General features: G+C 69.8%; 22 protein-coding genes and 1 pseudogene. 18 read left to right on the plus strand and 5 right to left on the minus strand.

Annotated features, from left to right (window positions below; all coding sequences use genetic code 11):
- Positions 1-113 precede the first annotated feature (113 nt).
- Positions 114-494, plus strand: coding sequence for a host attachment protein (locus tag CEK68_RS03100; protein ID WP_152238503.1), 381 nt, complete (start codon positions 114-116; stop codon positions 492-494).
- A 21-nt stretch (positions 495-515) separates the two neighbouring features.
- On the opposite strand, the gene CEK68_RS03105 is transcribed toward CEK68_RS03100, so the two are convergent.
- The gene (locus CEK68_RS03105) at positions 516-995 is read right to left on the minus strand and encodes an Lrp/AsnC ligand binding domain-containing protein (protein WP_017908762.1); all 480 of its coding nucleotides are present in this window, start codon (positions 993-995) and stop codon (positions 516-518) included.
- A 136-nt stretch (positions 996-1131) separates the two neighbouring features.
- Here CEK68_RS03105 and CEK68_RS03110 point away from each other — a divergent pair, with 136 nt between their 5' ends.
- Both CEK68_RS03110 and alr read left to right on the plus strand, forming a co-directional pair.
- Positions 1132-2439 (plus strand): D-amino acid dehydrogenase, encoded by a 1308-nt coding sequence (locus CEK68_RS03110; protein WP_152238504.1) that lies wholly within the window; start codon positions 1132-1134, stop codon positions 2437-2439.
- On the plus strand, positions 2418-3491 hold the full coding sequence (alr, locus tag CEK68_RS03115; RefSeq protein ID WP_152238505.1) for an alanine racemase: 1074 nt from the start codon (positions 2418-2420) through the stop codon (positions 3489-3491). The genes CEK68_RS03110 and alr overlap by 22 nt, the downstream gene beginning before the upstream one ends.
- Positions 3492-3539: 48 nt before the next feature.
- On the opposite strand, the gene CEK68_RS03120 is transcribed toward alr, so the two are convergent.
- Positions 3540-4109, minus strand: a complete 570-nt coding sequence (locus CEK68_RS03120) for a DUF3016 domain-containing protein (RefSeq protein ID WP_152238506.1) — start codon at positions 4107-4109, stop codon at positions 3540-3542.
- Between the two features lie 191 nt (positions 4110-4300).
- On the opposite strand from CEK68_RS03120, the gene CEK68_RS03125 reads away from it, so the two are divergent.
- From CEK68_RS03125 to CEK68_RS03145, 5 genes and pseudogenes are all read left to right on the plus strand, one after another.
- Positions 4301-4771 carry a hypothetical protein gene (locus CEK68_RS03125; RefSeq protein WP_010343261.1) on the plus strand — a complete coding sequence of 157 codons (471 nt, stop codon included), beginning with the start codon at positions 4301-4303 and terminating at the stop codon, positions 4769-4771.
- A 19-nt stretch (positions 4772-4790) separates the two neighbouring features.
- Positions 4791-5039 carry a hypothetical protein gene (locus tag CEK68_RS03130; protein WP_148828011.1) on the plus strand — a complete coding sequence of 83 codons (249 nt, stop codon included), beginning with the start codon at positions 4791-4793 and terminating at the stop codon, positions 5037-5039.
- A 221-nt stretch (positions 5040-5260) separates the two neighbouring features.
- Positions 5261-7204: pseudogene (locus tag CEK68_RS03135) on the plus strand (ATP-binding protein); the annotation flags it as partial.
- Between the two features lie 68 nt (positions 7205-7272).
- The gene (locus CEK68_RS03140) at positions 7273-7593 is read left to right on the plus strand and encodes a DUF3247 family protein (protein WP_017908768.1); all 321 of its coding nucleotides are present in this window, start codon (positions 7273-7275) and stop codon (positions 7591-7593) included.
- 75 nt (positions 7594-7668) lie between these two features.
- Complete coding sequence (locus CEK68_RS03145) at positions 7669-9003, plus strand: sorbosone dehydrogenase family protein (RefSeq protein ID WP_193312602.1); 1335 nt, start codon at positions 7669-7671, stop codon at positions 9001-9003.
- Positions 9004-9435: 432 nt separating this feature from the next.
- Here CEK68_RS03145 and CEK68_RS03150 read toward each other — a convergent pair whose 3' ends face one another.
- Positions 9436-9699: a hypothetical protein gene (locus tag CEK68_RS03150; RefSeq protein ID WP_017908770.1), complete on the minus strand. Its 264-nt coding sequence runs from the start codon at positions 9697-9699 to the stop codon at positions 9436-9438.
- A 144-nt stretch (positions 9700-9843) separates the two neighbouring features.
- Between CEK68_RS03150 and CEK68_RS03155 the strand changes: the two genes are divergently transcribed.
- Both CEK68_RS03155 and CEK68_RS03160 read left to right on the plus strand, forming a co-directional pair.
- Positions 9844-10914: a methyltransferase gene (locus tag CEK68_RS03155; protein WP_152238507.1), complete on the plus strand. Its 1071-nt coding sequence runs from the start codon at positions 9844-9846 to the stop codon at positions 10912-10914.
- The gene (locus CEK68_RS03160) at positions 10911-11618 is read left to right on the plus strand and encodes a pseudouridine synthase (protein WP_150411050.1); all 708 of its coding nucleotides are present in this window, start codon (positions 10911-10913) and stop codon (positions 11616-11618) included. The genes CEK68_RS03155 and CEK68_RS03160 overlap by 4 nt, the downstream gene beginning before the upstream one ends.
- Before the next feature lie 89 nt (positions 11619-11707).
- Here the strand turns inward: CEK68_RS03160 and CEK68_RS03165 are convergent, their stop codons facing one another.
- A complete protein-coding gene (locus tag CEK68_RS03165) occupies positions 11708-12277 on the minus strand; it encodes a DUF1415 domain-containing protein (protein ID WP_152238508.1) in 570 nt (189 codons plus the stop codon).
- An 89-nt stretch (positions 12278-12366) separates the two neighbouring features.
- The gene (locus CEK68_RS03170; RefSeq protein ID WP_017908774.1) at positions 12367-13296 is read right to left on the minus strand and encodes a LysR family transcriptional regulator; all 930 of its coding nucleotides are present in this window, start codon (positions 13294-13296) and stop codon (positions 12367-12369) included.
- A 161-nt stretch (positions 13297-13457) separates the two neighbouring features.
- On the opposite strand from CEK68_RS03170, the gene CEK68_RS03175 reads away from it, so the two are divergent.
- From CEK68_RS03175 to CEK68_RS03210, 8 genes are all read left to right on the plus strand, one after another.
- Complete coding sequence (locus CEK68_RS03175) at positions 13458-14627, plus strand: muconate/chloromuconate family cycloisomerase (RefSeq protein ID WP_152238509.1); 1170 nt, start codon at positions 13458-13460, stop codon at positions 14625-14627.
- Between the two features lie 2 nt (positions 14628-14629).
- Positions 14630-14920: a muconolactone Delta-isomerase gene (gene catC / locus CEK68_RS03180; protein WP_043095268.1), complete on the plus strand. Its 291-nt coding sequence runs from the start codon at positions 14630-14632 to the stop codon at positions 14918-14920.
- A gap of 80 nt (positions 14921-15000) precedes the next feature.
- Positions 15001-15939 (plus strand): catechol 1,2-dioxygenase, encoded by a 939-nt coding sequence (catA, locus tag CEK68_RS03185; RefSeq protein WP_043093404.1) that lies wholly within the window; start codon positions 15001-15003, stop codon positions 15937-15939.
- A 105-nt stretch (positions 15940-16044) separates the two neighbouring features.
- Positions 16045-17400 carry a Rieske 2Fe-2S domain-containing protein gene (locus CEK68_RS03190; protein ID WP_152238510.1) on the plus strand — a complete coding sequence of 452 codons (1356 nt, stop codon included), beginning with the start codon at positions 16045-16047 and terminating at the stop codon, positions 17398-17400.
- Positions 17397-17885, plus strand: coding sequence for a benzoate 1,2-dioxygenase small subunit (gene benB, locus CEK68_RS03195; protein ID WP_017908779.1), 489 nt, complete (start codon positions 17397-17399; stop codon positions 17883-17885). The genes CEK68_RS03190 and benB overlap by 4 nt, the downstream gene beginning before the upstream one ends.
- 26 nt (positions 17886-17911) lie before the next feature.
- Positions 17912-18943: a benzoate 1,2-dioxygenase electron transfer component BenC gene (benC, locus tag CEK68_RS03200; RefSeq protein ID WP_152238511.1), complete on the plus strand. Its 1032-nt coding sequence runs from the start codon at positions 17912-17914 to the stop codon at positions 18941-18943.
- Positions 18940-19713 carry a 1,6-dihydroxycyclohexa-2,4-diene-1-carboxylate dehydrogenase gene (locus CEK68_RS03205; RefSeq protein WP_152238512.1) on the plus strand — a complete coding sequence of 258 codons (774 nt, stop codon included), beginning with the start codon at positions 18940-18942 and terminating at the stop codon, positions 19711-19713. The genes benC and CEK68_RS03205 overlap by 4 nt, the downstream gene beginning before the upstream one ends.
- Before the next feature lie 109 nt (positions 19714-19822).
- Positions 19823-20785: an alpha/beta hydrolase gene (locus tag CEK68_RS03210; protein WP_017908782.1), complete on the plus strand. Its 963-nt coding sequence runs from the start codon at positions 19823-19825 to the stop codon at positions 20783-20785.
- The last annotated feature ends 29 nt before the right edge of the window (positions 20786-20814 follow it).

Here is a 20814-nt window from a genome sequence, read left to right on the forward strand (position 1 = left end):
CCCCGGCGGCGAACGCGCGGCGAACGCCGCGTGGCCGCCATCCTCACAAATCGGTTCCTAGACTGGCGAACCGGCCGCGACTGCCGCGGCGCCATGTTTTCGCAGGAGAACCGATGAGCAAGCTTCCCGACAACACCCTGATCGTCGTCGCCGACCGCACCAGCGCGCGCCTGTTCCGGGTCAATCTGGCCGGCGAGACCGCGCTGCTGGAGCAGACCGAAGTGCTGAACCCGGCGCCGATCGAGGGCGTGGAGGACGGCGACCGGCCGATGACCATGGATGAAGCCGGGTTCGTGCGTCAGATCGCCGAGCGCCTGTACCAAGACGCGTTGCGCGGCGATGTCGAGCACCTGATGCTGGTCGCCGACCCGCACACGCTGGGGCAGTTGCGGCCGCTGCTGCACAAGGAGGTCCAGAAGCGGGTGGTGGCCGAACTGGCCAAGAACCACGCCAATTCCTCGCGCGACGACCTGGAGAAGCTGCTGGTCTCCTGACCCGCCCCTCGCGTGGAACGCTCAGTCGGCGATCGGCAGGCTGAGCGTTTCCTTCACTTCTTCCATCACGATGTAGCTCTTGGACTCGCGCACGTGCGGCAGGGTCAGCAGGGTGCTGCCCAGCAGCTTGCGGTAGGACGCCATCTCGCTGATCCGCGCCTTGAGCAGGTAATCGAAGTCGCCCGAGACCAGGTGGCATTCGAGCACGTTGGGCAGCTTCAGCGCGGCGCGGCGGAACTCCTCGAAGATGTCGCCGGACTTGTAGGCCAGGCTGATCTCCACGAACACCAGCAGGCTGGCCTTGAGGTAATGCGGGTCCAGCCGCGCGTAGTAGCCGGTGATGGCGCCGTCGCGTTCCAGCCGGCGCACCCGCTCGGTGCACGGGGTGGTGGACAGGCCCACCCGCTCGCCCAGTTCGGTGAAGGAGATGCGCCCTTCCTGCTGCAGGATGCGCAGGATCTTGCGGTCGATCTTGTCCAGTTCGCGAAGGCGTGCGGCCATGCGGGGCGGTCTCAGGGGTTTGGCCTGCCAGGCCGGCAGAAGTCAGGGGAAAATCCTGGGTTGTGCTGCCTATACTGCACCGAACTTCTGCCCTGGCGCCATCCAGCCAGGGAATTGATCCGAACGGAGTAGGCGCATGCGGGTTCTGGTTCTCGGCAGCGGTGTGATCGGCACGGCCACGGCGTGGTATCTGGCCCGCAGCGGCTGCGAGGTGACGGTGGTCGACCGCCAGCCGGCGGCCGGGCTGGAGACCAGTTATGCCAATGCCGGCCAGGTCTCGCCCGGCTACGCCTCGCCGTGGGCGGCGCCCGGGGTGCCGCTGAAGGCGCTGAAATGGCTGTTCCAGCGCCATGCGCCGCTGGCGATCACCCCGACCGCCGATCTGCAGCAGTACCTGTGGCTGGCGCAGATGCTGCGCAACTGCACCGCCGAGCGCTACGCCATCAACAAGGCGCGGATGGTGCGCCTGTCCGAGTACAGCCGCGACTGCCTGGACCAGCTGCGTGCCGAGACCGGCATCGCCTACGAAGGCCGCCAGCTCGGGACCACCCAGTTGTTCCGCACCCAGCAGCAACTGGACGGTGCGGCCAAGGACATCGAGGTGCTGCGCGAGTACGGCGTGCCCTACGAGTTGCTGGACCGTGCCGGCATCGCCCGGGTCGAGCCGGCCCTGGCCAGCGCGCCGGCCAGCCTGGTCGGCGCGCTGCGCCTGCCCAACGACCAGACCGGCGACTGCCGCCTGTTCACCCAGCGCCTGGCGGCGATGGCCGCCGCGGCCGGCGTGCAGTTCCGCCAGGGCGAGACCATCGAGGCGCTGCAGGCCGATGGCGACCGCATCGATGGCGTGCGCATCGGCGGCCGGGTCGAGCGGGCCGACCGCTATGTGGTCGCGCTGGGCAGCTATTCGCCCGGCCTGCTGGCGCCGCTGGGCATCCGCCTGCCGGTGTACCCGCTGAAGGGCTACTCGCTGACCCTGCCGATCCGCGACGCGGCGCTGGCGCCCACCTCCACCATCCTCGACGAGAGCTACAAGGTGGCGATCACCCGCTTCGACGAACGCATCCGCGTCGGCGGCATGGCCGAACTGGCCGGTTTCGACCTGTCGCGGCCGGCACGGCGCCGCGCCACCCTGGAGAAGGTGGTCAACGACCTGTACCCGCGCGGCGGCGACCTGGCCGCGGCCGAGTTCTGGACCGGGCTGCGCCCGGCCACCCCGGACGGCACGCCGGTGGTCGGCGCCACCGGCTACCGCAACCTGTTCCTCAATACCGGCCACGGCACGCTGGGCTGGACCATGGCCTGCGGCTCCGGTCGCTACCTGGCCGACCTGATGGTCTCGCGGCAGCCGCAGATCAGCGGCGAGGGCCTGGACATCTTCCGTTATTCCCGCGGTTCCGCCGCGTCCGTCGCCGAGGCCGTCGCGTGCGCCCAGCCCGTGCATTGATCGATCTCGACGCGCTGCGCCACAACTACCGCCTGGCCCGCCGGCTGAGCGGCGGCAAGGCGCTGGCGGTGGTCAAGGCCGATGCCTACGGGCACGGCGCGGTGGCCTGCGCGCGCGCGCTGGACGGCGAGGCCGACGGCTTCGCGGTGGCCTGCATCGAGGAGGCGCTGGAATTGCGCCAGGCCGGCATCGCCGCGCCGATCCTGCTGCTGGAAGGCATCTTCGACGCCGACGAACTGCCGCTGGTCGCCGAACACCGGCTGTGGTGCGCGGTGGCCTCGCCCTGGCAGGTGGAGGCGATCGCCGCCTTCGCCGCACCGCAGCCGCTGTGCCTGTGGCTGAAGCTGGACAGCGGCATGCACCGGCTGGGCCTGGCGCCGGAGGAATTCCGCGCCGCGCACGCACGCCTGAGCGCGCTGCCGCAGGTCGAGCGGCTGGTGCTGATGAGCCACTTCGCCCGCGCCGACGAACTGGACAGCGCGCGCACCCGCGAGCAGGTGGAGGTGTTCCGTCAGGCCACCGCCGGCCTGGCCGGCGAGACCAGCCTGTGCAACTCGCCGGCCCTGCTCGGCTGGCCGGAGCTGCGCAACGACTGGGGACGGCCGGGACTGATGCTGTACGGCGCAGACCCGTTCGCCGCCGCGGCCGCGCTGCCCGGCGAACTGCGCCCGGTCATGACTCTGCAGTCCAGGATCATTTCCGTGCGCGACATCGCGCCGGGCGAGCCGGTCGGCTACGGCGCGCGCTTCGTCGCGGCGCGTCCGACCCGGGTCGGCGTGGTGGCGATCGGTTATGCCGACGGCTATCCGCAGTTCGCGCCCAACGGCACCCCGGTGCTGATCGACGGCGCGCCCGGCGCACTGATCGGGCGCGTGTCGATGGACATGCTGACCGTGGACCTGACCGACCACCCGCAGGCCGGGCTCGGCAGCGAGGTGCAGTTGTGGGGCGAACAGCCGCGCATCGACGCGCTGGCCGGGCGCTGCAGTTCCAGCGCCTACCGCTTGCTGTGCGGCCTCAAGCGCGCGCCGCGCGTCTATCTCGACGCGTAAGCCACTGGCTGACGGCGCCGGCGCGATGTCGGCGCCGCGCGTGCGGCCTCAGCGCTCGGCGACCGTGCTGTCCTTGCGCAACTGCCGGCGCAGCCAGTCGTCGAGCATGCGCTTTTCGTAGCGCAGCGGATCGGTGCTCAGGCCGACCGAGCTGTTGTACAGATAGCTGGGGTCCATCAGTTTCGGCTGGCCCTGCGCGATCACTTGGCCGTCGGCGCCGTACAGGGTGAAGTCGAGGCTGATCCGCGGCGGATACAGGTCGCGCATCACCCGCACGTCGTTCCAGTTCGGGCCGTGCCACGGCTCGAAGTCGCCGGCGCGCTTGATGTCGGTCAGCTTGATGTCCAGGCGCTGCCCGGGCTGCAGTTGCTTGGCGGCCTGCTTCTGCAGGTAGGCGGCCAGGTCCTGTACCCAGTCGCCGCGTTCGGCTTCCCAGCGATTGCGGCTCTGCCGCAGTTCGCTGAAGGTGGACGGGTCGGCCCAGCTGACCTGCACCGGGCCGTCGCTGACGAGGCTACGCGGCGCCTGCGGGTCGGTGACGTTGCGGACCTCGGCGGAGGCGCCGCCCGCCCACAGGCAGGCAAGCGCCAGCACCGTCCAGGCATAGCGGATCTTCATGGCGGATCTCCAGGAGGCGTGCGCCCAGTGTGTGCCTGTGCCGGCGTGCCCGCAATCGCGGCGAGGCGTGCGGCGACGACCGTTGGCCGCGGATTCATCCGCCCGGCATGACGGACGGCTCACATCGCCTCGCCGCCTGCTTCACGGTGCGCGCGCGAGCATGGATGCCACTCGGAGGATGCGGGGATCGCATGAAGACGCCGTTGTTCCACCAGGCCCACACCGGCAGCGATGTGCGCCTGCAATTCATCGACTGGGCCAAGCGGCATGGGCACAGCCCGGCCAGCGGTGCGGCCGCGTTCGTCGAGCACCAGGCCAACCTGGACGAGGCGGCGCGGCAGTTGCGCCTCAACCCCGGCGACGACGTGCGCCATCTGCTGCGGCGCTATCTGGTCTCGCTCGGCGAGGCGCAGGACGTGGCCGTGCAGTTCCCGCCCAGCTACCACTACCGCAGCCCGCAGGGGCAGAGCTTCCGCTACACGCTGACCCTGGTGCTGGCCGAGGACGGCGTGGAGTGGAAGGCGCGGGTGTGGACCGGCCTGGAGTACCTGGGCCTGATCGTCGGCCGCGGTGCTGGCCCGCGCGCCAACTACACGCGCCTGGCGCGGATGGCGGTGGAGCACGAACTGGCCAGCGACGCGCCGCGTTTCACGCTCGGCTGAGCAATTCAGGAGCGTTGTCATGTCCGTCGTCAGCGCACCCGAGCGATCCGTGGTTCCCGAAGAATGCCGCCGGCAATGCCGGCAGCTGGGGCCGGCGCGCGTGCAGCAGTTGCTGGAATCCTCTTCGCCGCCGCCGTGGCGCGAGGAAGCCGAGCGTTGGCTGGAAGAGCAGGCCTTGCGCAGCGCGCGCCTGACCCAGTGGATGGTGCTCGCCGGCATCGGCCTGTCGCTGCTGGGCATCGTGCTGGTGATCGCGTTCTTCTGGTGACCGCGTTCGGGCAGGCGCAGTCCAGGCGCTGGCTTGACGGCGGCGGAGTGGCTTAACAAGATGGGGGTTTACGCCTTGCAGCTCCTGGCGCATCGTCGTTGCGCCGCGGATGCCGGGCACCGTCTTCATCCGTTGCCGTAGGCCGCTTCCAGAGCTAGTCCGTCATGCATGCCAGTCCAGACTCCACCGCTTCCTCGTTCGCGCAGGCGACGGACCTGCAGTACCGCGAGATCTTCGACAAGATCGATTCCGGCTTCTGCGTGATCCAGATGCTGTTCGAGGGCGAGCGCGCGGTCGATTACGTGTTCCTGCAGGTCAATCCGGCCTTCGAGCGCGAGACCGGCCTGCGCGACGTGGTCGGGCGGCGTATGCGCGAGATCTCGCCGACCCACGAGGAGCACTGGTTCCAGCGCTACGGCGCGGTGGCGTTGACAGGCCGTCCGGACAAGTTCGAGAACTTCGCGACTGCGCTGGACCGCTGGTGGGCAGTGGATTCGTTCCGTGTCGGCGCGCCCGAACTGCGCCAGGTCGCCGTGCAGTTCCTCGACATCACCGAGCGCAAGCGGATGGAGCGCGACCTGGCCGAGAGCGAGGCGCGCTTCAGCGCGCTGGCCGAGGGCCTGCCGATGCCGGTGTGGGTGCTGGACGCCCAGGGCGAACTGCGCTTCACCAACACCGCCTATGCCGAATTCTTCGGCATCGATCTGGACACCGATGCTGCGCGCCCGGGTTGGGGCGACGTGCTGCATCCGGAAGACGTGGGCGTGTTCGCCTACGAACTGCGCAACGCGCTGCACGACCAGCGCAACCTGCGCGCGCTGGTGCGCGCGCGCCGCCACGACGGCGAGTGGCGCTGGGTGGAAATGACCGCGGTGCCGCGCTATTCCGCCGAGGGCCAGTTCATCGGCCTGGCCGGCAGCAGTCCGGACGTCACCGAACGTCGCGACATCGAACTGGCGCGCGAGCAACTGCTGGAATCCGAGCGCAGCGCACGCAACGCCGCCGAGAGCATGGCGCGGCTGAAGGACGAGTTCCTGGCGACGCTGTCGCACGAACTGCGCACGCCGCTGACCACCATCCTCGGCTGGAGCGACCTGCTGCTGCAGCGGCTGCCGCCGGGCGACCCGAGCAGCAAGGGCCTGTCGGTGATCGCCAGCAGCGCGCGCGCGCAGCAGCGGCTGATCTCGGACATGCTCGATCTCAGCAGCATGCTGCTGGGCAAGGTTCAGTTGGAAGTGGAGGCGCTGGACCTGGCCGAACAGGTGCGCGAGGCGATGCGCGCGCAGGAGCCGGTGGCCGAAGGCAAGGACCAGGCGCTGACCCTGCAGGCGCCGTCGCAGCCGTGCATGGTGCTGGGCGACGCCACGCGCCTGCAGCAGGTGTTCTGGAATCTGTTGTCCAATGCGATCAAGTTCACGCCCGCGCACGGGCGCATCGCCCTGGCGATCGCGCTCGACGACGATGGCGAGCACGTCAGCGTGGCGGTGCGCGATTCCGGCGACGGCATTCCGCCGGAATTCCTGCCGCATCTGTTCGGGCGCTTCCGCCAGGCCGACAGCACTACGACACGCCTGCACGGCGGCCTCGGCCTGGGCCTGGCGATCGTGCAGCAGCTGGTGGAAATGCATGGCGGCCAGATCAGCGCGGCCAGCGAAGGTCGCGGCTGCGGCTCGGTCTTCACCGTGCGCCTGCCGCTGCACCGCGATGCGCCGGGCTCGCGCCCGCTGCGCGAAGTGCGCGCGTTCGCGATGGCCGAGCAGGTGGTCGAGGCGTATTCGCTCAAGGGCGTGCGCCTGTTGGCGGTGGAGGACCAGCCGGACATGCTCGACTACCTGCGGCGCCTGCTCGAGGAGCAGGGCGCGGAGGTGGTCGCGGTGGGCTCGGCCAGCGAGGCGCTGGAGGTGCTCGACGGCGGCGGCCATGCGGCGATCGACGTGATGGTCACCGACATCGGCATGCCGGGCATGGATGGCTACGGGCTGATCCGCACCGTGCGCGAGAACATGGGCCTGGGCGCGGACGAATTGCCGGCGGTCGCGGTGACTGCGCTGGCGCGTGCCGACGATCGCCAGCGCGCGCTGCAGTCCGGCTTCCAGGAACACCTGGCCAAGCCGTACAGCGTGGCGCAGCTGGTCTCGGCGGTGCGCTTCGCGCGGCAGCGTTAGCGCGGTCTTGCCCGCCGGCTCACGCGGCCGGCGTTAGGGTGCTGCGGTTCCCCATCAGGAGTCCGCCGATGACCCAGTTTGCCGAGCGTATCCACACCGACCAGGCGCAGATCCAGGCGCTGGAAGCGTTGATCCTGCAACTGCCCGGGCAGGCGCATGTGCGCATCGAATTGCACGACGGCAGCGTGTGCTTCGGCACCGTGTCGGTCCGGCCCAGCATCCAGCAGTTCCGCGACGCCGATGGCAACGAGGGCAGCAATGCACAGGTGCGCATCGACGACCTCGACGATCCGGCCCGGCACCGCTACCTGTGGCTGGACGAAATCCGCAGCGTGCGCCAGTTGCCGGCGCGGCCCTGGGAGACCGATCCGCGCGGCGACGCCTCTTGACGCATCTTTCACTTTTTTCGCGTCGGGGCTGTGCATCATCGGCGTTCCCCCCGTGTTCCCGGATATCCAAGACACATGGCCATGTCTTCGCCGATTCGCGCCCGTTGGGTGTTGTGTGCGCTCAGTGCCGCCCTGCTCGCCGCCTGCGGCGACACCGCCAAGCACTCCATCGAGGAGGGCATGGGGCCGGATCCGGTGTTGCCCGATCCGGTCAAGCGCATGATCCCCACGGTCAAGGTCGCCGAGGTCAAGCGCTGGGCCGATGGCGCCGCGCCGATGCCGGCCGCCGACCTGGCGGTGCAGGCCTTCGCCCGCGATCTGGACCATCCGCGCTGGCTGTACGTGCTGCCCAACGGCGACGTGCTGGTCGCCGAGACCGCCGAGCCGCCGGCACCGGAAAAGGAGAGCAGCGGCCTGCGCGACAAGATCCAGGGCGCGATGATGGCCAAGGCCGGCGCCGCCGTGCCCAGCGCCAACCGCATCACCCTGCTGCGCGACGCCGACGGCGATGGCGTCGCCGAAGTGCGCACGCAGTTCCTCAAGGGCCTGTATTCGCCGTTCGGCATGGCCCTGGTCGGCGACCGTCTGTACATCGCCAATGCCGATGCCCTGGTCAGCTTCCCGTACAAGGACGGCGACACCCAGATCACCGCCGCGCCCAGCTTCGTCGCCAACCTGCCCGGCGGCATCAACCATCACTGGACCAAGAGCCTGCTGGCCAGCCGCGACGGCAAGAAGCTGTACGTGGGCGTCGGCTCCAACAGCAACGTCGCCGAGAACGGCATGGAGCAGGAGCTCAACCGCGCCGCGATCCTGGAAGTGGACGCCGCCAGCGGCGCCACCCGCGTGTTCGCCAGCGGCCTGCGCAATCCGGTCGGCCTGGCCTGGCAGCCCGGCACCGACACGCTGTGGACCGTGGTCAACGAACGCGACGAGATCGGCAGCGACCTGGTGCCGGATTATCTGACCTCGGTGCGCGAGGGCGGTTTCTACGGCTGGCCCTACAGCTACTACGGCCAGCACGTGGACGAGCGCGTGCAGCCGCAGAACCCGGAGATGGTGGCCAGCGCGATCAAGCCGGACTACGCGCTGGGCGCGCATACCGCCTCGCTGGGCCTGGCCTTCTACGAAGGTGCGCTGCTGCCGCAGCCCTACCGCGGCGGCGCCTTCATCGGCCAGCACGGCTCCTGGAACCGCGACCCGCCGTCGGGCTACAAGGTGATCTACGTGCCGTTCGCCAACGGCAAGCCCAGCGGCAAGCCGCAGGACGTGCTGACCGGTTTCCTCGACGCCGAGGGCCGTGCGCAGGGCCGCCCGGTCGGCGTGGCGGTGGACAAGCCCGGCGCGCTGCTGGTCGCCGACGACGTCGGCAATGTGGTGTGGCGGGTGACGCCGAAGCCGGGGAAGTGAGCAGCGTGGTGAGCCGCGTGTTTCCGCATCGATCGTAGGGGGTGGCTTCGGTCGCGGCGCGGGGTTCATGGTCGCGATGCGGGACTGATGGCTGCGACGTGGGCTTCATGGTGAAGCCCGATCGCGGCTTAGGCCGGTCCTACAAAGGACCACTGCGGAAGGTGTGGCGCGTGCCCCCAGGGCTGCTGCAGCGCGCATCTCATTGCGCGGCCGCGTGCTTCGAAAAACAGGGAAAACCACGACCGCAGCCGCTTCCTGGAAGCCGGCCTTGTTTGCTGCAATCGAAAATCGCGCGAGTGAGCACGAGGGCAAATCCATCTCTGCTGACGCGTGCGGGAGCAGCGTCAGCCGCGACCGGGATACGCCTGGCGAGGCCCGGTCGCGGCCGACGCCGCTCCTGCATGTTTGATTGGCCGAGCCGAAAGCCTGGCGTCAGTGCTCCACAGGCGCCGGTTCCACACCGAAGCGGCGGGCGTAGCCGCGTTCGTTGAAGACGCGCTCCACTTCGGTGTCGCCCAGTTCCGGGGCGGCATAGACGGCATACACCACGCTGCCGTCGTCGCGTGCGCCGCGCTGGTGCAGGCGGTAGCGCGGACGGCCGGTGCCGGTGTTCTCCGGGTAGTGCAACGGCGGCTGGCTGCCATCCAGGTCCACTTCGCTGTTGTCGACGACGCCGCCGATGAACACTGCGCGCATGCTGCCTCTCCGGTCATTGGGTGCCTTGCAGCCTAGGCGCGGCGATGTTGCCGAAACATCAATGATGCGTTGGATTCGCGCAAAACCGGGGTCGCCGCGCACTGCCGGTAGAATGCGCGTCCCTGTTCCGATGACTCACGCCCGATGCCGGCTGCGCAAGACGCCCCCCTCGACACCCTGTTCCTGCCGTTCGCCCAGGGCGTGTTGCGCTGGCCTGCCGGCAAGGTGCTGTTTCTGCGCGCCCGCGACGGCTGGGCGCTGCGCCAGCACGCGCAGCCGCCGCAACTGGTCTGCGAGCAGGACTACCGGCCGTTCGCCAGCGCGCTGCAGCAGGGCGGCTGGACGGTGCGTGCGGAGCAGGACGGCGCCGCCGACGCAGGCGGCTACGCGCTGGTGCTGGTGCTGCCGCCGCGCCAGCGCGAGGAAGCGCGGGCGCTGCTGGCGCGCGCCGTGGCGCTGGCCGCGCCGGGCGGCATGGTGGTGGCCTGCCAGGCCAACAACGAGGGCGCGCGCTCCGGCGAGGACGACCTGCAGCAATTGGCCGGCCTCGGCGGCAAGCTGACCAAGCACCACTGCCGGGTGTACTGGACCGCGCCGCTGCAGGGCGGCCACGACGCCGCGCTGCAGCAGCGCTGGGCGAAGCTGGATGCCGTGCGGCCGATTCTCGACGGTCGCTTCCGCAGCCGCCCAGGCGTGTTCGCCTGGGATCGCATCGACCCGGCCTCGGCGCTGCTGGCCGAGCACCTGCCCGCCGATCTGCGCGGCCGTGCCGCCGATCTCGGCGCCGGCTACGGCTACCTGTCGGCCGAACTGCTGGCGCGCTGCCCGCAACTGACCGCGCTGGACCTGTTCGAGGCCGACGCGCGCGCGCTGGCGCTGGCGCGCGCGAATCTGGCGCAGGCACCGGCCGGCCCGACGCTGGGCTTCCACTGGCACGACGTGACCACCGGACTGCCGGGGCAGTACGACGTCATCGTCAGCAATCCGCCGTTCCATGCGCCGGGGCGGATGGAGCGGCCGGACATCGGCCGGCGCTTCATCGCGGTGGCGGCGCAGGCGCTGGCGCCCAGCGGGCGGCTGTTCCTGGTCGCCAACCGGCATCTGCCCTACGAGGCGGTGCTCGACGCCAGCTTCGGGGAGACCGAGGTGCTCGCCACCCGCGACGGCTTCAAGCTGATCCACGCGGTGCGCAGCCGTGCCGGAGCGCGCCGATGAAACTGGTCAAGCACCTGGCCAACCTGGGCTACGGCAGCCGCAAGCAGGTGGCGCTGATGTTCCGCGAGGGCCGCATCACCGATGCCGAGGGCGAGGTGCTGTATGCCGACGACCAAGTGCCGCACGCGGCGATCCGGGTCGATGGCGAAGCGCTGGATCCGCCGCCCGGGCTGATCCTGGCGCTGCACAAGCCGGTCGGCTACACCTGCTCGACCAAGGATCCGGGACGCATCGTCTACGACCTGCTGCCGCCGCGCTTCCGCCTGCGCTCGCCGCTGCTGTCCACGGTGGGGCGGCTGGACCGCGACACCAGCGGTCTGCTGCTGATGACCGACGACGGTGCGCTGCTGCATCGCATCGTCTCGCCCAAGGCGCGGTTGGCCAAGGTCTACGAGGCCACCCTGGCCGAGGACCTGCGCGGCGACGAGGCCGCGCAGTTCGCCAGCGGCACGCTGATGCTCGACGGCGAGACCACGCCGCTGCTGCCGGTGCAACTGGAGACGCTGGGACCGCGCCAGGTGCGCATGGCCCTGCACGAAGGCCGCTACCACCAGGTGCGGCGCATGTTCGCCGCCGTCGGCAACCACGTGGCCGCGCTGCACCGCAGCCGCATCGGCGGCTTCGGCCTGGACGATCTGCCCTCGGGGCAGTGGCGGGTGCTGGAGGCGGCGGACGTGGCGGTGCTGTTCGAGGGCCGGGATTAGGGAGTCGGGATTGGGGATTGGCAAAAGCGCGTGGCGCCACGCACCGTCGCAAATCCCGCTTCTACGAATCCCGAATCCCGAATCCCAAATCACGAATCCCGCTCCCCAACCGCCCGCTTCCAGCCCTCCAGCCCCAGCTTCTCCAGGGTCTGCAGATTGCGCTCGACGATCACGTCCGCGTCCGGGAACGCGGCCACCGCGCGTTCCACGCTGTCCTCGCGCAGCAGGTGCAGGGTGGGGTAGGGCGCGCGGTTGGTGTAGTTGCCGATGTCGTCCGGTGCGGTGCCGGCGAACTGGTACTGCGGATGGAAACTGGCCACCTGCAGCACGCCCTGCAGGTCCAGCGCCTCGACCGCGGCGTCGGCGTTGTCGAGGAAGTCGTTGTAGTCCAGGAAGTCCTGCAGCACGTCCGGGTGCACGATCAGCGTGGTGTCGATCTGCTCGGCCGGGGTATCGCGCAGCAGCACCAGTTCTTCGGCCAGTTGTTCGAGCAGCGCCTCGGGCGTACTCGCATCGCTGAGCACGAAACGCACCTGCTGCTTGACGTACACCGCCTTGGCGAACGGACACAGGTTCAGCCCGATCACCGCGCGCTCCAGCCATCGGCGGGTCAGGGCGATCGGGTCGTCGGAGGCGGGGGCAAGCGAGGTGGGAGGCATGGCGTCGGCGGCGGCGAAGGGGCGGCGCGCGTGGGCACGGGGCCGCGCGCGGCGGCCAGTGTATGCCGGATAGGCGCCGGTGGCCGGGGTTACGGTGCGTTCCAGCGGTTGTAGGACACGTCCAGCCACGGCGGATGCTCGGCATACATCTCGCGGATCAGTTGCTTGGTCAGTTCCACCAGGCCGGAGTCGTCGTTGCGGCGATAACTCATGATGATCGGCGAGGTGGCGTGTTCGTCGTCGATCAGGCGGTAATGCAGGTCGCTGCGCATCGACCGCGCCGAGGCCGGGATCAGGCAGATCCCGCTCTCGGCCGCGACCAGGCCCAGCGCGGTCTGCAGCTCGCGCACCTCCTGCAGTTCGCTGGGATGCGCGCCGTGATCCTGCAGCAGCGACAGCACCTGATCGGCGAAGCTGGGGCGCGGATGGCTGGGATAGAGCAGCAGCCGTTGCCCGGCCAGCGCCGCCGGCGGCAGCGGCGCGTCCTCCGCGGCCAGCGGGTGTTCCATCGGGATCGCCGCGACCAGGCGCTCCTCGCGCAGGACCAGGCGTTCGACATGCTGGTCGCTGCTGCGCACGCGGCCGAAGCCCAGGTCGATGCGGCCTTCCTTCAGCGCTTCCACCTGCTGGCTGGACATCAGCTCGACCAGGCGCACTTCCAGGTCCGGTCGCGCCTGGCGCAGGCGCCGCACCACCGTGGGCAGACCGCCGTACAGGGTGGAGGCGACGAAGCCGATCGAGGCCACGCGGCGCTCGCTGCGGCCGAGCCGGCGCGCGGCCTCGGTCATCTGCTCGACCCGGCCCAGCACCTGCAGCGCTTCCTCGTAGAACAGCCGTCCGGCGTCGGTGAGACGCAGCGGGCGGCTGCGCCGCACCAGCAGCGGCACGCCCAGTTGCTGTTCGATCTGCTGGATCTGCCGGCTCAGCGGCGGTTGCGCGATATGCAGGATTTCTGCGGCACGGGTGAAGTTGCGTTCGCGGGCGACGGCCACGAAGTAGCGGAGTTGACGCAGATCCATAGACGCTCGCTGTGGCGGAAAGTTACATGACATTCAAAGTATGCTGTGCTGCAGCAAATCATGAACGTCTAGGTTTCCCGCCATACTATATCTTCAGGGTATGAAATGGTGCTGCATTCAGTCTTGGACGGCAGTGCCGTGCCGGGCCAAGAATCGGCGCCATGTCACCGCACCCCACCACCGCCACCGTCGAACGCGTCGAGACGCTGCTGCTCGACCTGCCCACGATCCGCCCGCATCGCCTGTCGATGGCGACGATGCGCGGGCAGACCCTGATGCTGGTGCGCCTGCATTGCAGCGACGGCGTGGTCGGGCTGGGCGAGGGCACCACGATCGCCGGTCTGGCCTACGGCGCGGAGAGCCCGGAAGGCATGCAGTTGACGATCGACCGCTACATCGCGCCGCTGCTGGTCGGGGCCGATGCCTGCGCGGTGCAGGCGCTGATGCAGCGGATCGGCGGCCTGGTCAAGGGCAACCATTTCGCCAAGTGCGCGATCGAGACCGCGCTGCTCGACGCCCACGGCCAGCGGCTCGGCCTGCCGGTGTCCGAGCTGCTGGGCGGGCGCCTGCGCGATCGCCTGCCGGTGGCGTGGACGCTGGCCTCCGGCGACACCGAACGCGACATCGCCGAGGCCGAACGCATGCTCGCCGAGCGCCGGCACAACGTGTTCAAGCTGAAGATCGGCACGCGCAGCGTCGCCGAGGACGTGGCCCACGTGGCGGCGATCAAGCGCGCGTTGGGGGCGCGCGGCGCGGTGCGGGTGGACGTCAACATGGCCTGGAGCGAGACCGAGGCGGTGCGCGCGCTGCCGGCGCTGGCCGACGCCGGCTGCGAACTGGTCGAACAGCCGGTGGCGTCGCTGGCGGCGATGCGGCGGCTGATGCGCCGCTTCCCGATCGCGTTGATGGCCGACGAGATGCTGAGCGGCCCGGAAAGCGCCTTCGAGGCGGCGCGACGCGGCGCGGCCGACGTGTTCGCCGTGAAGATCGAGCAGTCCGGCGGCCTGTACGCCGCGCAGAAGGTCGCGGCCATCGCCGATGCCGCCGGCATCGGCCTGTACGGCGGGACGATGCTGGAAGGGGCGATCGGCACCATCGCTTCGGCCCATGCCTTCGCCACCTTCGCCAACCTGCAATGGGGCACCGAGCTGTTCGGTCCCTTGTTGCTGACCGAGGAGATCCTCGCCGAGCCGCTGCGCTACGAGGATTTCCAACTGCACTTGCCGTGCGGACCAGGCCTGGGCATCGCCCTGGACGAGGCACGGGTGGACGCGCTGCGCCGCGATCGCCGCCGCATCGTGATGCCGGTGGCTACCGGCGTGGAGGAATGAACATGTTGTTTCACGTGAGCATGGAAGTGAACCTGCCCGGCGACATGCCGCCCGAGCGTGCCGAGCAGCTCAAGCGCGACGAAAAGGCGCGTTTCCAGCAGCTGCAGCGCAGCGGCCAGTGGCGCCATATCTGGCGGGTGGTCGGGCAGTACGCCAACGTCAGCATCTTCGACGTGGCCGACAACGCCGAACTGCACGCGCTGCTGCTGTCGCTGCCGTTGTTTCCCTACATGCGCATCGCGGTCACCCCGCTGTGCCGCCATCCCTCGTCGCTGTACGAGGACGATCGCTAGTCCCGCACCACGGGCGCTTCCTCGGGAGGGGAACGTCTCAAGGCAGCCAACGCAACCATGAGCAGAGAAGGAACCAGACGATGAGCGTCAAGATTTTCGAGACCCCGGAGGTGCAGGCGTTCCTGCGCACGGTCAGCGGCCTGGAGCAGACGGCCGGCGACGCGCGTGTGAAACGGATCGTGCATCGCGTGCTGTCGGACCTGTTCAAGGCCATCGACGATCTGGATGTCACGCCCGACGAGTACTGGAGCGCGATCGCCTGGCTCAACGACCTGGGCGCGGCAGGGCAGGCCGGGCTGATCTCGCCCGGGCTGGGCCTGGACCACTTCCTGGATCTGCGCCTGGACGCCATCGACGCGCAACTGGGCATCGACAATCCGACGCCGCGGACCATCGAAGGGCCGCTGTACGTGGCCGGCGCGCCGGTGGCGCACGGCTTCGCCCGGCTCGACGACGGCAGCGACGAAAACGGCCATCCGCTGATCATGCATGGCACCGTGTACGGCGCCGACGGTCGTCCGTTGCCCGGCGCCAGCGTCGAGGTCTGGCACTGCGACACGCGCGGCTTCTATTCGCACTTCGACCCCACCGGCAAGCAGGCGCCGTTCAACATGCGCCGCACCATCGTCGCCGACGACAACGGCCAGTACCGTTTCCAGAGCATCGTGCCCAAGGGCTACGGCGTGCCGCCGGGCAGCCCGACCGAACGCCTGCTGTTCGCGCTCGGCCGCCATGGCCAGCGTCCGGCGCACATCCACTTCTTCGTCGGCGCCGACGGCCACCGCAAGCTGACCACGCAGATCAACATCGCCGGCGACCCGCTGGTCAACGACGACTTCGCCTATGCCACCCGCGATGGCCTGGTGCCGGATCTGGTGGAACGCAGCGACGAGGCCAGCATCCAGGCCAACGGCCTGAGCGGCCCGTTTGCCGAGATCCAGTTCGATTTCCGCCTCACCGCACTGGTGGAAGGCGTGGACAACCAGGCCAATCCGCTGCGCCGCCGCGTCGCCGCCTAGTTTCCGCCGCGTCACGGGGCACGCTGCGCGTCGCCCCGTGCCGGTCACTGCCGCGGCCTGCGGTTGCCAACGCAGGCCGCCGCCATTCTCACAGGAGACACCCCCATGTCTGCCGTCATCGACCCTGCGGCCGCGCTCGACACCCTGCTCGCCAATGCCGTGCAGGACGATCCCGCCGCGGGACAGTTCCGCTGCCGTCGCGAGATCTTCACCAGCGCCGACCTGTTCGAGCTGGAGATGAAGCACATCTTCGAGGGCAACTGGATCTATCTGGCGCACGAGAGCCAGATCCCCGCGCCGAACGACTACTACAGCACCTACATCGGCCGTCAGCCGGTGGTGATCACCCGCGACAAGCACGGCGAACTGCACGCGGTCATCAACGCCTGCGCGCATCGCGGCGCGATGCTGTGCCGGCGCAAGCACGGCAACAAGGGCAGCTTCACCTGTCCGTTCCATGGCTGGACCTTCTCCAATACCGGCAAGCTGCTCAAGGTCAAGGACGAGAAGACCACCCAGTACCCGCCGCAGTTCGGCCAGGACGGCAGCCACGATCTCAAGCGCGTGCCGCGCTTCGAGAGCTACCGCGGCTTCCTGTTCGGCAGCCTGCGCGAGGACGTGGCGCCACTGCACGAGTTCCTGGGGCAGACCCGGATCATCATCGACCAGATCGTCGATCAGGCGCCGCAGGGGCTGGAAGTGCTGCGCGGCAACTCGTCCTATGTCTACGACGGCAACTGGAAGCTGCAGATGGAGAACGGCTGCGACGGCTACCACGTCAGCACCGTGCACTGGAATTACGCCGCCACCATGAGCCGGCGCAAGCAGGAAGGCACCCCGGCGGTCGATGCCGGCAGCTGGAGCAAGAGCGTCGCCGGCGTGTACGGCTTCGAGAACGGCCACATCCTGCTGTGGACCAAGACCATGAACCCGGAAGTGCGCCCGGTGTACGCGCAGCGCGAGGAACTGGCGCAGCGCCTGGGCGCCGACCGCGCCGCGTTCATCGTCGAGCAGACGCGCAACCTGTGTCTGTATCCGAACCTGTTCCTGATGGACCAGTTCTCCACGCAGATCCGCGTGGTCAGGCCGCTGGACGTGGACAAGACCGAGGTCAGCATCTTCTGCTTCGCGCCCAAGGGCGAAAGCGCGCGCGACCGTGCGCTGCGCATCCGCCAGTACGAGGATTTCTTCAACGTCTCGGGGATGGGCACCGCCGACGACCTGGAGGAGTTCCGCGCGTGCCAGGCCGGCTACGCCGCCGGCGCGGCGCCGTGGAACGATCTCAGCCGCGGCGCGCCGTTGTGGATCGACGGCCCCGACGAGAACGCGCGGCGGATGGGACTGGCGCCGCTGCTGTCGGGCGAGCGCAGCGAGGACGAAGGCCTGTTCGTGCGCCAGCACGCGTACTGGGCAGAGGCGATGCGCGAGGCGATCGCACGCGAACGCGAGGGTACGGCATGAGCACCGACTACCAGACCATCTGCGCCTTCCTGTACCGCGAGGCGCGCCTGCTCGACGACCGCCAGTGGGACGAGTGGCTGACCCTGTACGCCGAGGACGCGGTGTACTGGATGCCGGCCTGGGACGACGACGACCGCCTCACCGACGATCCGCAGTCGCAGATCTCGCTGATCTACTACGCCGATCGCTCCGGGCTGGAGGACCGCGTGTTCCGCATCAAGACCGAGCGCTCCGGGGCCTCCACGCCGGAGCCGCGCACCAGCCACAACCTGAGCAACATCGAGGTGCTGTCCGAGCACGGGCAGGACATCGAGGTGCGGCACAATTTCCACACGCTCAGCCATCGCTACAAGGTCACCGACCAGTTCTTTGGCACGGTGACGCTGACCCTGCGCCGGCAGGACGACGCGCTGCGCATCGCGCGCAAGACCATCGTGCTGAAGAACGATTACATCCGCCAGGTCGTCGACGTCTACCACGTCTGATCGGCACGTACCTGCGAGCAACCGCCATGTCCTATCGCATCGCGCTGAATTTCGAAGACGGCATCACCCGCTTCATCGACTGCAACGACGGCGAGACGGTGCTCGACGCCGCCTTCCGCCAGCGCATCAACCTGCCGATGGATTGCGCCGACGGCGTGTGCGGCACCTGCAAGTGCCGCGCCGAACGTGGGCGCTACGATCTGGGCGAGGACTACATCGAGGACGCGCTCAGCGCCGATGAAGCCGCCGCCGGCATGGTCCTGACCTGCCAGATGCGGCCGCAGTCGGACTGCGCGGTGGCGGTGCCGGCGACCTCGCTCGCCTGCAAGACCGGGAGCGTGCACTTCCAGGCCACGGTGGCGGCGGTGGTCGCGCATGCCGACGCCGCGCTGGAACTGACCCTGGAAACGATCGGCCCGGCGCCGGCCTTCCTGCCCGGCCAGTACGTCAACATCGCCGTGCCCGGCAGCGGCCAGTTGCGCGCGTATTCCTTCAGTTCCGCGCCGGGCGCGTCCACGCTGACCTTCCTCATCCGGCGCGTCCCCGGTGGCCTGATGAGCGCCTACCTGGACACGGCCACGCCGGGACAGGTCCTGGACCTCAACGGCCCGCTGGGCAGCTTCTACCTGCGCGAGATCACCCGGCCGCTGCTGTTGCTGGCCGGCGGCACCGGCCTGGCGCCGTTCCTGTCGATGCTGGCGCAATTGCAGGCCAGCGGCTGCGCGCATCCGGTGCATCTGATGTACGGCGTGACCCGCGGCGCCGATCTGGTGCTGCTGGAGCGCCTGCAGGCGCTGGCCGAGCAGGCCGACTGGTTCACGTTCGATACCTGCGTGGTCGATCCGGCGGCGGCGCATCCGCGCACCGGCTACGTCACCGAGCACCTGCCGGCGCACGCCCTGCACGGCGGCGACGTGGACGTGTACCTGTGCGGACCGCCGCCGATGGTCGAAGCGGTGCGCACGCATTTTTCCGGCATCGGGCTGGTTCCGGCCGCCTTCCACTACGAGAAGTTCACCCCCAGCGCCGTGGCGCCGGTGCAGGAACGGGCCGCATGAGCGCGCGTTTCGCCGGCAAGGTGGTGGTGATTACCGGCGCGGCGCAGGGCATCGGCCTGCGCGTGGCCGAGCGTGCCGCCGCCGAGGGCGCACGGCTGGTGCTGGTGGACCGCGCCGACCATGTCGCCGAACTGTCCCAGGCACTGGCGCCGGCCGAAGTCGCCACGCTGGTGGCCGACCTGGAACACTACGAGGAAAACGCGCGGGCGATGCAGTTCGCGCAGGCGCAGATGGGCCGCATCGACGTGCTGGTGAACAACGTCGGCGGCACCATCTGGGCGCAGCCGTACCAGGAATACACCCCGGCGCAGATCGAGGCCGAGGTGCGGCGCTCGTTGTTCCCGGCGCTGTGGGGATGCCGCGCGGCGCTGCCGTACATGATCGCGCAGGGTGGCGGGGCGATCGTCAACGTCTCCTCCATCGCCACCCGCAGCATCCATCGCGTGCCGTACGGCGCGGCCAAGGGCGGGGTCAACGCGCTGACCGCGTGCCTGGCGTTCGAGCACGCCGCGCATGGCATCCGCGTCAACGCGGTCGCCCCGGGCGGTACCGAGGCGCCGCCGCGGCGGGTGCCGCGCAATGCCGATGCGCAGAGCGCGCAGGCGCAGGCCTGGTATCAGCAGATCGTCGCGCAGACCGTGGAATCGAGCCTGATGAAACGCTACGGCACGCTCGACGAGCAGGCCGCGGCGATCCTGTTCCTGGCCTCGGACGAGGCTTCCTACATCACCGGGACGGTGCTGCCGGTGGGCGGCGGCGACCAGGGATGATCCACCCGCCCGGCCCGCCGTGCGCGCGTCGCCGCGGCCTGCCGCCGCGCACCGGCGGCGCCCACTGACCCCCGTGTCCTCACCTCTGTCCTTTCCTGGAGCGAACGCCATGCAGTCCCCTCTCTTCGACCCTTCGCGGCTGGCGCCGGACGTGCTGGCGGTGTTGCAAGGCATGGCCGCCAGCGGCGCGCCCCCGCTGGAGACCCTGCCGATCCCGCAGCTGCGCCAGGCCTACGGTCAGATCGGCGCGCTGCTCGGCGGCACGCCGTTGCCGGTGGCCGAGGTCCGTGCGCTGACCGCCACGGGGCCGGCCGGTCCGATCCCGCTGCGCCTGTATCGGCCGGTCAGCGCGCCGCAGGCCACCGCGGCCATCGTCTATCTGCACGGCGGCGGCTGGAGTGCCGGCGATCTGGACACCCACGATCCGGTCTGCCGGCGCCTGGCGCAGGCGGCCGCGTGCGCGGTGGTGGCGGTGGACTACCGGCTGGCGCCGGAACATCCGGCCCCGGCCGGCCCGCAGGACGTGGTCGCGGCGATCGCCTGGCTGGCGGCGCATGCCGGCGAGCTGGGCCTGGATGCCGGCCGCCTGGCCGTGGCCGGCGACAGCGCCGGCGGCAGTCTGGCGGCGGTGGCCTGTCAGCAGTTGCGCGGCAGTGCGGTGGCGCTGCGCGCGCAGGCGCTGTTCTATCCGAGTACGGATCTGTCGCCGGCATCGCAGGACTTTGCGGCGCGCCACGAGAACGCGCATGTGCCGCCGCTGACGCTGGCGGTGATGCAGGCGATGTCGGCGCCGTTCGTGGCCGAGTACGACCCCAGCGACAGCCGGCTGTCGCCGCTGCGCGCGGCCGATCTGCGCGGACTGCCACCGGCCTTGATCTACACCGCCGCCTGCGACGTGCTGCGCGACGACGGCCGCCACTACGCCGATGCCCTGCGCACGGCCGGGGTGGCGGTGGAGTACGTCGAACTGCCGGGCATGGTGCACGGCTTCGTCGAAATGGCCGGCGTGCTGCCGGCCGCCGTGCGCGCCATCGAACATGCCGCCGCCTTCCTGAGCGCGCGACTGGCATGACCGGCAACCCCGATTCCCAGGAGAACACC

The organism is Xanthomonas sp. LMG 12461 (genome assembly GCF_009192935.1).
Taxonomy (GTDB): domain Bacteria; phylum Pseudomonadota; class Gammaproteobacteria; order Xanthomonadales; family Xanthomonadaceae; genus Xanthomonas_A; species Xanthomonas_A sontii.

Excerpts from the sequence above, each read along its gene's own strand:
- CEK68_RS03160 (WP_150411050.1), top strand. The coding sequence starts at position 10,911 with ATGAAACTGGTCAAGCACCTGGCCAACCTGGGCTACGGCAGCCGCAAG.
- benB (WP_017908779.1), top strand. The coding sequence starts at position 17,397 with ATGAGCACCGACTACCAGACCATCTGCGCCTTCCTGTACCGCGAGGCG.
- CEK68_RS03130 (WP_148828011.1), top strand. The coding sequence starts at position 4,791 with ATGTCCGTCGTCAGCGCACCCGAGCGATCCGTGGTTCCCGAAGAATGC.
- CEK68_RS03205 (WP_152238512.1), top strand. The coding sequence starts at position 18,940 with ATGAGCGCGCGTTTCGCCGGCAAGGTGGTGGTGATTACCGGCGCGGCG.
- benC (WP_152238511.1), top strand. The coding sequence starts at position 17,912 with ATGTCCTATCGCATCGCGCTGAATTTCGAAGACGGCATCACCCGCTTC.
- CEK68_RS03125 (WP_010343261.1), top strand. The coding sequence starts at position 4,301 with ATGAAGACGCCGTTGTTCCACCAGGCCCACACCGGCAGCGATGTGCGC.
- CEK68_RS03105 (WP_017908762.1), bottom strand. The coding sequence starts at position 995 with ATGGCCGCACGCCTTCGCGAACTGGACAAGATCGACCGCAAGATCCTG.
- catA (WP_043093404.1), top strand. The coding sequence starts at position 15,001 with ATGAGCGTCAAGATTTTCGAGACCCCGGAGGTGCAGGCGTTCCTGCGC.
- CEK68_RS03145 (WP_193312602.1), top strand. The coding sequence starts at position 7,669 with ATGGCCATGTCTTCGCCGATTCGCGCCCGTTGGGTGTTGTGTGCGCTC.
- CEK68_RS03140 (WP_017908768.1), top strand. The coding sequence starts at position 7,273 with ATGACCCAGTTTGCCGAGCGTATCCACACCGACCAGGCGCAGATCCAG.
- CEK68_RS03175 (WP_152238509.1), top strand. The coding sequence starts at position 13,458 with ATGTCACCGCACCCCACCACCGCCACCGTCGAACGCGTCGAGACGCTG.
- CEK68_RS03150 (WP_017908770.1), bottom strand. The coding sequence starts at position 9,699 with ATGCGCGCAGTGTTCATCGGCGGCGTCGTCGACAACAGCGAAGTGGAC.
- CEK68_RS03100 (WP_152238503.1), top strand. The coding sequence starts at position 114 with ATGAGCAAGCTTCCCGACAACACCCTGATCGTCGTCGCCGACCGCACC.
- CEK68_RS03170 (WP_017908774.1), bottom strand. The coding sequence starts at position 13,296 with ATGGATCTGCGTCAACTCCGCTACTTCGTGGCCGTCGCCCGCGAACGC.
- CEK68_RS03110 (WP_152238504.1), top strand. The coding sequence starts at position 1,132 with ATGCGGGTTCTGGTTCTCGGCAGCGGTGTGATCGGCACGGCCACGGCG.
- catC (WP_043095268.1), top strand. The coding sequence starts at position 14,630 with ATGTTGTTTCACGTGAGCATGGAAGTGAACCTGCCCGGCGACATGCCG.
- CEK68_RS03155 (WP_152238507.1), top strand. The coding sequence starts at position 9,844 with ATGCCGGCTGCGCAAGACGCCCCCCTCGACACCCTGTTCCTGCCGTTC.
- CEK68_RS03165 (WP_152238508.1), bottom strand. The coding sequence starts at position 12,277 with ATGCCTCCCACCTCGCTTGCCCCCGCCTCCGACGACCCGATCGCCCTG.
- CEK68_RS03120 (WP_152238506.1), bottom strand. The coding sequence starts at position 4,109 with ATGAAGATCCGCTATGCCTGGACGGTGCTGGCGCTTGCCTGCCTGTGG.
- CEK68_RS03190 (WP_152238510.1), top strand. The coding sequence starts at position 16,045 with ATGTCTGCCGTCATCGACCCTGCGGCCGCGCTCGACACCCTGCTCGCC.
- CEK68_RS03210 (WP_017908782.1), top strand. The coding sequence starts at position 19,823 with ATGCAGTCCCCTCTCTTCGACCCTTCGCGGCTGGCGCCGGACGTGCTG.